10 protein-coding genes and 1 CRISPR repeat array are annotated in these 12,940 nt (G+C 71.7%); of the genes, 8 read left to right on the forward strand and 2 right to left on the reverse strand.

Annotation, left to right across the window (positions count from 1 at the left end; genetic code table 11):
• Positions 1 to 45 precede the first annotated feature (45 nt).
• The 7 genes from AB0I60_RS05190 to AB0I60_RS05220 all read left to right on the forward strand — a co-directional run bounded on the left by AB0I60_RS05190 (position 46) and on the right by AB0I60_RS05220 (position 7,712).
• Entirely contained in the window at positions 46 to 1,842 is a 1,797-nt protein-coding gene (locus tag AB0I60_RS05190) for a VWA domain-containing protein (RefSeq protein WP_360725949.1), read from the forward strand.
• A gap of 77 nt (positions 1,843 to 1,919) precedes the next feature.
• Complete coding sequence (locus AB0I60_RS05195; RefSeq protein ID WP_360725950.1) at positions 1,920 to 2,177, forward strand: hypothetical protein; 258 nt, start codon at positions 1,920 to 1,922, stop codon at positions 2,175 to 2,177.
• A complete protein-coding gene (locus AB0I60_RS05200; RefSeq protein WP_360725951.1) occupies positions 2,174 to 2,908 on the forward strand; it encodes a hypothetical protein in 735 nt (244 codons plus the stop codon). The genes AB0I60_RS05195 and AB0I60_RS05200 overlap by 4 nt, the downstream gene beginning before the upstream one ends.
• On the forward strand, positions 2,905 to 3,252 hold the full coding sequence (locus AB0I60_RS05205; protein WP_360725952.1) for a hypothetical protein: 348 nt from the start codon (positions 2,905 to 2,907) through the stop codon (positions 3,250 to 3,252). Before AB0I60_RS05200 ends, AB0I60_RS05205 begins: the two co-directional genes overlap by 4 nt.
• 78 nt (positions 3,253 to 3,330) lie before the next feature.
• Positions 3,331 to 4,599, forward strand: coding sequence for a hypothetical protein (locus tag AB0I60_RS05210; RefSeq protein ID WP_360725953.1), 1,269 nt, complete (start codon positions 3,331 to 3,333; stop codon positions 4,597 to 4,599).
• Between the two features lie 950 nt (positions 4,600 to 5,549).
• A CRISPR array of direct repeats spans positions 5,550 to 5,934; the repeat unit is 37 nt; unit sequence GCAGCGCCAGCCCTTCGGGGCTGGCGAGGATCGCAAC.
• 632 nt (positions 5,935 to 6,566) lie between these two features.
• Positions 6,567 to 7,274, forward strand: coding sequence for a DddA-like double-stranded DNA deaminase toxin (locus AB0I60_RS05215; RefSeq protein WP_360725954.1), 708 nt, complete (start codon positions 6,567 to 6,569; stop codon positions 7,272 to 7,274).
• 3 nt (positions 7,275 to 7,277) lie between these two features.
• On the forward strand, positions 7,278 to 7,712 hold the full coding sequence (locus AB0I60_RS05220; RefSeq protein ID WP_360725955.1) for an Imm1 family immunity protein: 435 nt from the start codon (positions 7,278 to 7,280) through the stop codon (positions 7,710 to 7,712).
• 327 nt (positions 7,713 to 8,039) lie between these two features.
• Here the strand turns inward: AB0I60_RS05220 and AB0I60_RS05225 are convergent, their stop codons facing one another.
• Positions 8,040 to 8,633: a hypothetical protein gene (locus tag AB0I60_RS05225; RefSeq protein ID WP_360725956.1), complete on the reverse strand. Its 594-nt coding sequence runs from the start codon at positions 8,631 to 8,633 to the stop codon at positions 8,040 to 8,042.
• Between the two features lie 720 nt (positions 8,634 to 9,353).
• Here AB0I60_RS05225 and AB0I60_RS05230 point away from each other — a divergent pair.
• Positions 9,354 to 11,465: a tetratricopeptide repeat protein gene (locus AB0I60_RS05230; protein WP_360726814.1), complete on the forward strand. Its 2,112-nt coding sequence runs from the start codon at positions 9,354 to 9,356 to the stop codon at positions 11,463 to 11,465.
• A 439-nt stretch (positions 11,466 to 11,904) separates the two neighbouring features.
• Here AB0I60_RS05230 and AB0I60_RS05235 read toward each other — a convergent pair whose 3' ends face one another.
• Positions 11,905 to 12,894: a bifunctional lytic transglycosylase/C40 family peptidase gene (locus AB0I60_RS05235; RefSeq protein WP_360726816.1), complete on the reverse strand. Its 990-nt coding sequence runs from the start codon at positions 12,892 to 12,894 to the stop codon at positions 11,905 to 11,907.
• Positions 12,895 to 12,940 lie beyond the last annotated feature (46 nt).

Raw genomic sequence — 12,940 nt, forward strand, 5'->3', positions numbered from 1 at the left:
CCGACCCACCACCGAACCGCGACCGTCCCGAAAGGACCCGTAACCGTGAGCACCCACTTCACCGCCGACCCGACCGCCACCGGTACCGCCGTGTTCCCCGCCCGCCCCGAGTGGCTCGCGCTGTCCGCCGCCTTCGCCGACGAGGTCCCGATCATCGCCGACCGCGACGACCTCCTGGTCACCGTCGCACCCGGCGCGGGCGGGGGTGCCCCGGCGTGTTTCTACCCCGCCCGCGCGCTGATCGAGGTCGACGGCGACCACCTCGGGGTCGACCCCGCCACCGTGGACCCCGCCAACCTGTCCGACCGCCCCCGCTACGCCCCGGCATGGGGTGCGCTGACCCACGAATGCGGGCACGCCAAACACACCGTCTGGGCACCCCCGGACGACGCCCCGCCCGGCGTGGTCGCCGCCGCCATGCTGCTGGAAGAGCCCCGCATGGAAGCCGCACAGATCCGCCGCCGCCCCGACGACCGGCACTGGCTGCGGGCGTGCGTGAAAGGCATCGTCGCCGCCGACCTGCACCTGTTCGCCGACCCCGCCACCGCCCCGCAGATGACCCCCGCGCACGCCGCGCACACCGCCGCGCTGTTGCTGGGACGGGCGGACGGCGGGGTGCTCACCCGCGCCGAGGTCGCCCCGGTCGCCCGTGTCGTCGCCGACGTGCTCGGTGCGGACGTGGTGGACAGGTTGCGGGCGGTGTGGCGCACGGCGTTGCGCACCGCCGACGACGACGGCGAGACCATGCTCGCCCTCGGGCGGCAATGGTGCGAGATCCTCGGCACCGACTTCGACACCCCCGCCGACCCGGACCCCGGCGCGGCACCCGACCCGTCCGGCACCCCCGACCCGTCCGGCGGCACCCCCGGCACCGGTAGCCCCGACACCCCCGCCCCCGACCCGTCGCCGTTGGCGGACGCGATCGCCGCCGTGCTCGACAAGGTGGCGGCGAAGGTGGCGCGGGAGAAGGCACCCGAGGACCCCGTCGCCGTCGCCGCCGCCGCGAAGGCGGACGCCGACGCCGCCGAGCAGGAGGCACAGAAGGCGGCGCGGCGGGTGTTCGCCGCCGGCGGTCCGCGCACCGGTCGCACCCGGCTGGCGGGCACCCGCCCGCCCACGCCGGAGGAGCGCACCGCCGCACGGGTGTTGGCGCGGGCGTTGGACACCGCCGGGGTCCGTGAACGGGTCGCGGTGAAGTCCACCTCGGAGGTTCCGCCGGGGCGGTTGCGGATGCGCGGGGTGCGTGCCGCCGAAGCCCAACGTGCCGCCGGGGCGGTCGTGACCGCGCACCCGTTCACCCGCACCACCCGCACCCCGGTCACCGTCCCGCCGTTGCGGGTCGGGGTGGCGTGCGACGTGTCCGGGTCGATGCGATGGGCGTGCGCGCACGTGGCCTCGGCGGCGTGGATCCTGGCCGACGCCGCCCGCCACACCAGGGTGCCCACCAAGACCGCGAGCGTGATCTTCGGCAACCACGTGCGCCCGCTGACCCACCCCTCCCGCCCGCCCGCCGAGGTCACCGAGTTCGAGTCCAACGACGGCTGGGAGGACATCCCGGTCGCCCTGGACGCCCTCGACGGTGCCCTCGGGCTGTCCCGCCCCGGCGCGGCGCGACTGCTGGTCATCGTGTCCGACGGCGACTACCGCCACCAGCCCCGCATCGACGGGCAGCGCAAACTCGACCGGTTGCGCGCCTCCGGCTGCGCCGTGCTGTGGCTGACCACCGGCACCCACGACACCCCGCTCGACGGGTCCACCGTGCACGTGCTGACCGACCCCACCACCACCGCCCGCGCCATCGGGCACGCCGCCACCGCCGCCCTGCGCGCGACCGCCCGCTAGCCACACCGGTCCGGGGCGGGACACCCCGCCCCGGACCACCCACCCCACACCAACCCACGACCAACGAGGTGACCGCCATGGCCTACAAACACCCCCGGACCGTGGGCGACCTGATCGCCGCCCTGTCCGGCTACGACCCCGCCACCCCGCTGCGGATCGCCGCCCGACCCGACGAGCCGATGGAGCACCTTCTCGCGCGGGTCGTGTGCACCCCCGACGACGCCGCATCGTGGGGTGTCCGCCCCACCGACCCGCCCGTGGTGTGGCTCGGCACCGGTGAGCAGGTCGACTGCCTGCCCGCCATCGCCGCCGACGCCCTCGGGTGGTCGGCATGACCACCACCCCCACCGTGCCCGCGGAGCCGCCCTCGGCCCGCGAGGACAAACCCCGACGCATCCTCGCCAGAGTCCTCGCCCACACCGCCGGACTGCCCGCCGAATGGGGAGTCGCCACCCCGCTCGCCCCCACCCGGCACCTGGTCCTGGTCGACGGCGAGGGACGACCGGTGGCCGGCATCGCGCGGGAACGCGGTCCGGCATGGGACTACGTCGTCTTCCCCGTCCGCCCCGACGGCCTCGCCCCGCTCTCGATCCCCTCGGAAGCCGGCGACTGGATGACGGTGCCGTACCGGACACCGCCGGCCGAGGCGGCGCGGACCATCGCCGCAAAGCTGCCGCGATACCGCGCGCTTCAGGCCACGGTGCTCGCGCTCGCGCGCGAGCGCGACCACCGCCGAGCCGAGGCCGTGGCAGCCGTCACCGCGGCGGCCCGACGACTCGGCGAGCCCGACCCCCTCGTCCGCGCCCACTCCGACAGCGCGCAGTGGGAACCGCTGGCCTACTGGCAGGGCACCACCACGGCCGTGCGGGCGCTGCGCGACGGACGGATCTCCATCGAAATCACGGCGGCGGCGACAGCCGACGACCTCGACACCGCCCTCGCGGAACTGGCCTCCGCGATAGGCGCGATCGCCCCCACACTCCACACCGCACTGCCCACCGCCGCAGGACAGCACCCCGCCGACCCGAACGACACCCGACACGACACCGAAGGAGAAGGCCGATGACCGCCACCCCCGATCCGCCCGAGGCCGAAGTCGTCGCACGCAGCTCCACCGAGAACGGCTGCACGGTGACCTCGATCACCTACGACCCCGCCGACGCACAACAGGTCTTGTACGGCACCGTCATCCGCGACGGCGTGCTCGTCGGCAGCTACTACTGCGCCGACCGCATCCGCCAGCAGGACTGGCGGATCGTCACCGCCGACGGTCACGAGCTCGCCGTCGACGGCACTCCCGTCCGCCCGTCGGACGAAGGCTCCGCCGTCATCGTGCTGACCACCATCCTCACCGCCCCCGCCCACGAGATCGACCGGCTCCTGCGCGACGCGACCCGCCCACCCCGCTGACCCCCCGGACCCGACGCCGCTCCGGAATGGACACACGACGCGGATCCCCTGCCGAGAACCCCCGCGAAGGAGAAGACGATGACCACCCGGCACACCCCGCCCGACACCGAGATCGTCGTGCGCCGTTTCACCGCCCACGGCTGCACGGTGACCTCGATCGTGGCCGATCCCGCCGACGCGCAACAAACCCTGTACGGCACGGTCACCCGCGACGGCGTGCTCGTCGGCAGCTACTACTGCGCCGACCGCCTCCACCAGCGGGACTGGCGGATCGTCACCGCAGTGGACTCCCGCCACCTCACCCACCACGGCCGGCTGCCCGATCTCGACCACGCCGCCGCCGTATGGCTGTTGACCCACCTCGCCACCCGCTCCGACCACACGACACCCACCACGCGCGGCACCACGCCGTACGCCACCGTGCACGACGTGGACACCACCACCGCACCCCGGCTCGCCGACCGCGCGGTGCGCGCCGCCCGCGCCCACCACGCCGCAGACCCAGACGGCTTCCACCGCCGCCACGACACCCAGGAGGCATGGAACCGGTGGGCACGCCGCGCCCGCGTCGCGCGCACGATCGCCAGCGCCCTCCACGTCCCCCTGGACGCCGTGCTGATTACCGACGACCCCCACCGCGTCTACCCCACCCGCACCGGCGACGTCCCCGCCGACCTCATCACCGTCACCGACCCCGCCACCGGCCGGACATGGCGGTTCACCCCCGACCACACCACCCCCGGACAGGCGTGGCTCCTGCTCGCCCCCTGCCCCCGCTGCTCTGCCGAGGCACCCCTGACCCGCATCGCCACCCTCGCCGACCTCGGCGACCACCTCGACCCGGACAGCCCCGCACCGCCACCCGCCCACACCCACGACTGCACCCCCACCCCGAAGACCGGACGCGCCGAGAAGACCACCGGGAAACCGACCGGCAGCGCCGCCACCACACCCACAGCGCCGAAATCGCCGGTCGACGACGACCGATCCCCGGCCGGCCGGGCGACCGACGAAGCACCGAACCCGAGTACGCGACCCGCCTCGTCCACACCGGCGGACGTGCGCCAGCGATGCCCCGACTGCGACGTGGCGGTCGGTGAAGCCCACGAATACGACGAGCACGACGGCGGCTGCGACATCGCCCGCTGCCTCGTGACCGGCTACCAACGGCTGATGTGCAACCTCGACCACGACTGCGGACGCGACGTCTGGACCGGCCGGTGGCCGGGCCACAGCGACTGCGAACGACTCGGCTGGATGATCGACCCCAGCGTCCCTGACATCGAACGCCTCTACACCCAGGCGATATGGGACAGCGAGCGCTGCCAGTGGATCGCCCGCACCTGACCCCGCCCGGCGGAAGCGGGCGCACTACCGTCACCAGCGTCTCCTGCCACAGGAGCGCCCCGGTGAGGGCTGTCGTACCGCACGCCGCCGGCGACCCACCGGCGATGTTGCCGGCGACGACTCCTCACCCCAGGCCGGCAGTGGCGTCCGCTTCGTCCCGGGTCGTCCGGGCGACGTGCCTGCGTGCACCCCGTCGATGCAGACGACGATTAGGTCCGCAGCAGGCATGGAACTGGACGGCGCTCGCGTCCCTGCTCGCGTCCCTGCTCGCGGCTGTGGCGGCCGGGGCCGGAGTGGTCTTCACCGGCCTGTCGCTGCAGGCCACCCGGGCGCAGAACGCGGTGACCGAGCAGGGGCAGCTCACCGACCGATTCACCAAGGCCGTCGACCAGTTCGACCGCACCGGGGCCGACCACCTCCGGGCCCGTCTGGGCGGGATCTACGCGTTGGAACGTCTCGCCCGAGACTTGCCCCGTGGCCAGCCCGCCGTCGTCGAGGCCCTGTCGGCGTTTATCCGCAGCGCCGCGCTGCGGCCCTACGGTCCCGGCAGCATCACCAACGGACCATGCCCGGAAAGCCCCCGTCGACGCCCAGGCCGCTCTGACCGTCCTCGGTCGACGGACACCACCTACGACCGGGGTACCCGTATCGACCTAGCCAGGACATGCCTCGCCCGAGCCGACCTCGCTCACGCGAACCTGACCGTCGACAGGCACGCGCCGAAGCGCGAGGACCTTGCGAGCCCACTACGGTCGAGCGCTGAACCGGAGACCCGGGTCCTACCGCAGTCTTCGCAGCCAGACCCGACAGCGTGCTTCCTACTTCGGAACCACAAGTGTGACGCGACACGCCGACAGGTTCCGAACCGGTTCTCGGCGTGTCGTCCCGAAGGGCGAGATAGTGCTTCCTCAGCGCTGGCCATGACCCCAGGTTTAGGCTGGTGAGGCAGGGCAGCGCCAGCCCTTCGGGGCTGGCGAGGATCGCAACTCCGACGCGGCGGCCGGGTCGTGCAGCTCGTAGCGCAGCGCCAGCCCTTCGGGGCTGGCGAGGATCGCAACACCTTCGTGGACGCGGTCGGGATGCCGGTCATCTCGCAGCGCCAGCCCTTCGGGGCTGGCGAGGATCGCAACGCCCGCGCCGGGCTGTCAGAGAATCGGCGGCAAGCAGCGCCAGCCCTTCGGGGCTGGCGAGGATCGCAACCTGGACTCGCTGCAGAGCATGGATGACGGGCTCGGAGCAGCGCCAGCCCTTCGGTCTGGCGAGGATCGCAACACCAGTCCCTGTTCGCGCGAAGGGACGCACAGCGTCAGCCCTTTGGGGCTGGCGAAGGATCGCTACGGTTACCTCCACAGCCTCCCGCCTCTCGCCGACCTACAGCGCGCACGAGTACGTCGAAGACGACGTCGCACGTTGCCTCGCCGCCAGCCATCAGCGGCTGATGTGCACCCTCGTCCACGACTGCGGACGGGACACTTGGACCGGCCGGTGGCCCGGCGACTCCGACTGCGAACTGCTCGGCCGGATGATCGAACCCGGCCTGCCCGACCTCCGCCGCCTCTATACCGAAGTTGTATGGGATCCAGAGAACTGCCTCTGGGGCGCGCACACCTGAACCCGGCCTGCCGACGAGCGGCCGACCCTGCGCAATCACCAGCGACCTCTGCCACGAGGCCGCTGGTGGTGTGCTCGTGCCCGCTTGATCCATTCCCGAGACCGGAAACCTCACGCCCCGCCGCAGGATCTGGAGTTGTGTCCTGTTCGCTTCACGGCTGTCCCTCGACAGTGTCCGGGACTGGCCGCAGCGCGGGCGAGGCGGCCGGGTGTAGAACGCCGATCCGAGGTACGACCCGGCCGGGTTTCCCTGTAGAAATCCGGGCTTTGTCCTGTTCCGGGCCGACCGGCCACCTCGCCGGCGCGGTACCCGCGCCTCTGGGAGGCTGCTTCACGAGTCCGCGATCGGGGGTGGGATGGCATCGCTGGGAGAGGTGGCGGCGGTCGTGGCTGCGGCCTGTGACAAGGCATCGCAGTCGAAGGACGCGTTGGATTCGGCCGAACAGAATGTCCAGGACGCCTTGGTGCTGTTCGTGCACGCCACGGAGGGAGACGGGACCGGCGAAGCGGAAGTCGTCTCGGAAAACCTGCGGGAGGTGTTGAAGGGGTGCAAAGACCTTTGGCAGGCTCTGAATGCCGGGATGCGGCACGCCCAGGCCGTGCTGGACTCCCTTGTCGGCATCGGTTCCGGCCGGTCGGCCACCGCCGCCCAGACCCCGGTGCGACAACCGACCCGAGTGCGCGATGCGCTGGCCGCGCTGCCGGTGCGCAGCAGGACCAACCGCAGGACCGACGGCATGGTGCTGGGCCGGGGTGGTGCGCACGACCGGCGCACCGTGAGCGGTCGGGACGAGGACTTCGGACAGGCCGCCGACACCCTGCGCGGCCTGGGGCTGGCTCCGGCGCGGGGCGACCTGTGGGCGGCGGAGCATGTCGAGGTCAAGGCGGCCGTCCACCTCCGCCGACACGGGGCCGACGTCGAGACCCTCGTGGTGAACAATCAGCCTTGCGACACCGGTCCGTGGTCGTGTGACACCCTGTTACCGCAGGTCCTGCGACCGGGCCAACGGCTGATCGTGCACTGGCCCGGCGGGACGAAGCACTACCGAGGAAAGGCGCCGTAGCCGATGCCCGTGGTCCTGACCGTCGCCTACCGGCACGGGCGGCAGCCGACGATCCTGCGCGACCGCGCCGACATCGCCGCGTTCGTCGACGAACTCCTGGCCGCCGGGTGGGAGTACACCTCGGCCACCGTCTACGCCGTCGAGGAGGACACCGATGGGCAACCCGATCATGAGCTGGTCGTGGGCGCCGACGCGGAGACCGGCCTGGGCGCGGTCCGCTATGCCGGAGAAGTCGAAGACGACCCCGACTGCGGTGAGTGGTTCAGTCGCGGTGACCGGACAAACCCGGACGGCGTCGAGTTTTCCTACTTCGGCACCGGCCACATCTGGCCCGCCGACTCCGAGGTGTCCCTGGACGTCGTCCGCGACGCCCTGGCGGAGCTGCTGGACACCCACGGCCGCCGGCCGGCCTGCGTCGCCTGGCAACGCGTCGACTGACCCGCGCCCGCATGGGCGGTACGACCGCACCTGATGGCCGTCCTGGGATCGATAGTGGCGCCGGCTTGCGTATTCGGGTCGGCCGCGCGGTCTTGATTCACCCGAGCATCTCAGTGGGGCGCGCACCATCGCGCCGCCACCGAGGTGCGTCGACAGCCGAACGTTCCGACTGCCGACGCGAAGGCATCGCAACGAATCGCCGGTCAACCACCGTCGACGGGCATCCGTGGTCCGTTCCTCGGATGACGTGAGCGCAGGGGAAGCGGGTGTGCCCTCACGGGGGACCGTGAGGGCACACCCACGCAGCCATCCCTGTACACGGTGGCGCTACGCGCTTGTGCCGGCTTCCGCATCGGCAGCGGCCAGGGAGTACTTCTTCGGCTTGTCGCTGGTGCGCACGGCGTAGCCGCTTGCGACCAACTTCTCCAGCGCGTTGTGAACGGCACCCGAGGACCGATCCAGCGCCTTGCCGATCGCGTTCGGGCTGAAGTCCTGACCTGAGTTCTCCCGAAGGTAGTCCTCGATCATCCCGCGCAACGCCCCCGATGCCAACCGCTCGCTTTTCGGCTTCGTCTCCCCGTCCACCTGCTCCTCATGCGCCCCACCTGACTCGTCGTCCGTGGGCTGCTCGTCGGTCGGCTGGTCGTCCGTGGGCTCTTCGGCGGTCGTGATCGACCAGCGGTCGGCGGGGCGTGATCCCCCGTCAGCAATTCCGGGGGCGCGGGTGACGAGATTGTCGCGTTCCCAGCGGGTGAGGATCTTCGGCGCGGTGGACTTGCCGATCCCAGCGGCGACCGCCAGCGCGGCAGCTGTGCTGCCGGGATTGTCTTGCAGTGCCTGCCACAGTTTCTCCTCCGTGTCGGTGCGCGGCTTCGCAGGGTCGGGGACAGCTCGCAGCGTCGAGTCGGTGTTAATGGACATGGCTACCTCGCAGGAGGTGATGTGAGGGTGGGTGGTCATGCCCCGGCCGGAGCGGGTGCGGCCCCCGGTGCGCATCCGGTGGTTTCGGGCCGCATGACTATGGACGCTTCCTTGCTGCCATGAAGTCAAGCGGAACGGCCGAACAAGATCGTCTGTCTCTTGTGGACGGTTTGTAATTACAGGCGATAGTTGTCACTTGCAGACGGTAGTTGTCACCAAGATCCGCTTTTCCGCCCTGTCGGCGCTGTTTCGCGTGCGACACCACCTCTCCAACGCCGGCCTGCATGGTGCGTGACCGTCTTCATACGGCTGGTGCCCGGCCCGTTCGCCACCGCCGCCTGCGGCCGGGTCGACCTGCCACGACGAGGTTTTCTATGTCGGTATCACCGCTGCTGGGGAATTCGCCGGCTCCGACCAGGCCGTTGTGCGCGAGTTGGCCGTCGTCGCGGAGCCGCTCGACGGACTGGGTGTCCTCGGTGCCGGTGGAGCCGAGACCGGCAACAGTCACGCCTCACGTGCTCTGGAACGTCGGTGTTCGGCCACGTGCCCGCATTCCTGCGGTGTACTGGCGAGCTGTGGGCCTGAAGGTGTGCGTGGCGCTGATCGAGCTGGTGGAACCGGGATGAGGTGGGCGTGGCGGACGCGGCAGCCGGTGGTGACGCCGCCGGTGGCGAGGTATCCGCCGGGACCGGTCAGCACGCGGTCGTGGCAGATTCGGGGATGGTGGTGCAGGCCGGTCGTGACGCGACGGTCACGGTCCAGCAGCCGGTGCGGCGGGTGGTGCCGCGGCAGTTGCCCGCCGCGCCGGCCTTGTTCGCCGGGCGGGGCGCGGAGTTGGCCCGCCTGGACCGCGTGTTGACCGCCACCACGGCACCCGCCGACCTGGGGGCGGCGGTGCTGGTCTCGGCGATCGGCGGTGCCGGGGGCATCGGTAAGACCTGGCTCGCCCTGGCATGGGCGCACCGCCGGCTGGAGCGGTTCCCCGACGGACAACTGTTCGTCGACCTGCGCGGGTTCAGCCCCACCGGCGAGCCGGTGCAGCCGGCGGTGGCGGTACGCGGGTTCCTCGACGCCCTGGGCGCCGACCCGAACCGCCTCCCCACCGACCTCGACGCCCAGGCCGCGCTCTACCGCAGCCTGGTGGCCGGGCGACGGATGCTCATCGTGCTGGACAACGCCGCCACCAGTGAGCAGGTCGTGCCGCTGCTGCCCGGCTCGCCGTCCTGCACGGTGCTGGTCACCGGCCGTCACCTGCTGGCGTCGTTGATCGACCGGCACGGCGCCCGCCACCTGCCGCTGGACGTCCTAACCCACGAGGAGGCGCGCGGCCTGCTGGCAGCCCGTCTGGGCGCGGACCGTGTCACCGCCGAGCCCAGGGCGGTGGAGGAGCTGATCGGGCTGTGCGGGGGCCACCCGCTGGCTTTGACGATCACCGCCCGCACCGCCGACACCCGCCCCGAGGTTGCGTTGGCCGAGGCCGCCGCCCAGCTGCGCGACCTCGGCCTGGAAGCGCTCGACCACGACACCGACCCCGCCGCCAGCCTGCCCACGGTGCTGTCCTGGTCCTTGCGCCGGCTCACCGACACCCAGCGCACCGTGTTCGCGCTGCTCGGGATCGCCCCCGGTCCCGACACCACCCCGCCTGCCACCGCCGCCCTCACCGCTCTGCCCGAACGCGCCGCCCGTAAGGCGCTCAGCGCGCTGGAGAACGCCTCGCTGCTGGAACGGCGGCCGGGTGGCCGGTACGCGATGCACGACCTGGTCCGCCGCTACGCCGCGGACACCGCCCACACCACCCTGTCCGGGCACGTGCGGGAAGCTGCCCTGACTCGGGTGGGGAACTTCCACCTGCACACCGCCCACGCCGCCGACCGCCTCCTGGACCCCCACGGCCCGCTCGTGCGGCCCAAGCCGCCCGCGCCCGGCGTGCACCCGCACCCGCTGCCCGACACCGCCGCGGCGCTGGCCTGGCTGGACGCCGAGCACGCCACCCTGCTGGCCACCCAGCGCACCGCCACCACCCTCGGCCACCACCACACCGTCTGGCACCTGGCCTGGAACCTGCACACCTTCCACCTCCGGCGGGGACACCGGCACGACGCGGTCACCACGTGGCAGGCCGCACTGGACGCCGCCGACCACCTGCCCGACCCCGCCACCCGCAGCCGCACCCACCGGCACCTCGGCAACGCATACTCCCGGCTGGGCCGGCACGAGCAGGCCATCACCCACCTGGAGCAGGCCCTCGACCTGGCCCTGCGCCACCACGACCCCACCGACCAGGCCCACGCCCACCAGGCGCTCGCGCTTGCCTGGGGACGACGGGGGGACGACCGGCAGGCCCTGGAGCACGCCCACCACGCCCTCGCCCTCTATCGCGCCCTCGACCAGCCGGTGTGGGAAGCCGACGCGCTCAACGTGGTGGGCTGGTACGCCGCGCGGCTGGGCCGGTTCGACACCGCCCGCGAGCACTGCCAGGCCGCCCTCGCCCTGCACCGACACCACCACAACCCCGGCGGCGAGGCGGACACACTGGACAGCCTGGGCTATATCGCCCACCACACCGGCGACCACCATCAGGCCCTCGACCACTACCACCACGCCCTCACCCTGCACCGCGACCTCGGCAATGCCTACCTGGTCGCGGACCACCTCGACGGCGTGGGCCATCCCCACGCCGCCCTCGGCCGGCACGAGCAGGCTCGCACGGTGTGGCGGGAGGCACTGGAGATGTACCGGGACCAAGGCCGCGATGTCGACGCCGTACGCGTCCAACGCCAACTCGACGACCTCGGCAACACCCCAGACGCTAGTCCGGACGACACCCGCTGACCCGCCACGCACGGCGGCACGAGGTAAGATCTGATCTTCGCGAGCGCGGGATTGACACGTTCCGCATCGGCTTGAAACCACTGCTCACAGGATTTCGTCGACAACCCAGCGACACCACCGTTCCACGCGCTGGCCGGTAACAGGGGCCGTGGTGGTGGTCGACGATCACGGCGTCGGTAGCGCGCGGGCTGACCTCGCGCAGTCACCACTCGGTGGTCCAGGCCAAGGTCTCGGGGCCGCTCTTCCGCTGCTCCGGTCGCCGGACAGACGGCTGGATCGTGGTCGACGCAGGTGACAGCCATGACCTGTATTCAGCGACAACAAGCGCTGGCACCTCCACATCGGACCGCACGTCGTGGTGGTCCTCCGGTGACAACCACGACTCTGTAGTCACAGTTGCGGAGACGTCGGGACCGTTTCACCACGACGGTCCATCCGATCAGTTGGCCTGTCGTCCTGGTGCTCTGTCGTGGGCGGGCGTGTCTAGCGTCCTGCGTTGGGAAGCGGCGGTGGAGGAGGATGCCGGGCGGGTCGCTCCGGCGTAGTCGTCGCCGTTGTAGCGGTGGTTGTCGATCTGCACGGGTTGGCCGAAGGTCGGGGCGTTGATCATCAGTCCGCCTCCGATGTAGAGGCCGACGTGGTGGATGTTGCCGAGTGTGCCGTAGAAGACGAGGTCACCGGGCAACAGCGGCTGTCCGGTCGGGACGCGCGGGCCCGCGTCGTACTGGGTTTGCGCGGTACGCGGAAGCGTCACTCCGGCGGCGGCGTAGGCGGCCGTGGTCAGTCCGGAGCAGTCGAAGCCGGCGTGTCCGCCGTCGGGGCCGTTGCCGCCCCACACGTAGGGCAGCCCTCGTTGTCCGCAGGCGTAGTTGATCGCGGCGAGGGTGATGGCGTTGGGGGCGTGGATGGCGTTGCAGTCGCCGGTGCCGACGCCGGCTGCGGCGGCTTCGGCGTACGTGCCGGCTTGTTGGAGGACCTTGTCGACGTACCAGTCGGCGTGGTTGTAGGCGAAGATCGCCGCCCGCAGGTCGCCCCGGCGCACGCCGTTGTAGCAGAGCAGGAAGGCCGCGGCGTGGATGGCGTCGTGCGGGTTGTACCGCGAGGGTGGGCTCGCGCCGCCGGGTGGGATCTGGTGGGCGGCGATGACGCCGTTGAAAGTCGGTGTGAGGAACTGCATCGGCCCGCCGGCCCCGGCGAAGTTCTCGCCCTCGGTCACGCCGGGTTCCTTCAGACGGCCGTGATCGGTCTCGACTTTGCCGATCGCGGCGAGCACGGTCCAGTCCAGGCCGGGACAGTCCGGGGCCGCGGTGACATAGAGCAGGCAGTACTCGGGCGGAATGTCGGCGATCGGTTTCGTGCAGTCGATGCTGGTGTTCGAGGAACTGCCGAAAAGTGCGTCCACCACGGCACTCACGCTCTGGCCGATCATGACAGGGATGAGCAGCAGGATGGCCGCAGCCCCGATAGCGATCTTG

The sequence above is a fragment of the Actinosynnema sp. NPDC050436 genome, assembly GCF_040655415.1.
GTDB lineage: Bacteria > Actinomycetota > Actinomycetes > Mycobacteriales > Pseudonocardiaceae > Actinosynnema.

Coding starts and splice junctions, on each gene's coding strand:
- AB0I60_RS05230 (WP_360726814.1), top strand. CDS start 9,354: ATGGTGGTGCAGGCCGGTCGTGACGCGACGGTCACGGTCCAGCAGCCG.
- AB0I60_RS05225 (WP_360725956.1), bottom strand. CDS start 8,633: ATGTCCATTAACACCGACTCGACGCTGCGAGCTGTCCCCGACCCTGCG.
- AB0I60_RS05200 (WP_360725951.1), top strand. CDS start 2,174: ATGACCACCACCCCCACCGTGCCCGCGGAGCCGCCCTCGGCCCGCGAG.
- AB0I60_RS05235 (WP_360726816.1), bottom strand. CDS start 12,894: ATGATCGGCCAGAGCGTGAGTGCCGTGGTGGACGCACTTTTCGGCAGT.
- AB0I60_RS05215 (WP_360725954.1), top strand. CDS start 6,567: ATGGCATCGCTGGGAGAGGTGGCGGCGGTCGTGGCTGCGGCCTGTGAC.
- AB0I60_RS05195 (WP_360725950.1), top strand. CDS start 1,920: ATGGCCTACAAACACCCCCGGACCGTGGGCGACCTGATCGCCGCCCTG.
- AB0I60_RS05205 (WP_360725952.1), top strand. CDS start 2,905: ATGACCGCCACCCCCGATCCGCCCGAGGCCGAAGTCGTCGCACGCAGC.
- AB0I60_RS05220 (WP_360725955.1), top strand. CDS start 7,278: ATGCCCGTGGTCCTGACCGTCGCCTACCGGCACGGGCGGCAGCCGACG.
- AB0I60_RS05210 (WP_360725953.1), top strand. CDS start 3,331: ATGACCACCCGGCACACCCCGCCCGACACCGAGATCGTCGTGCGCCGT.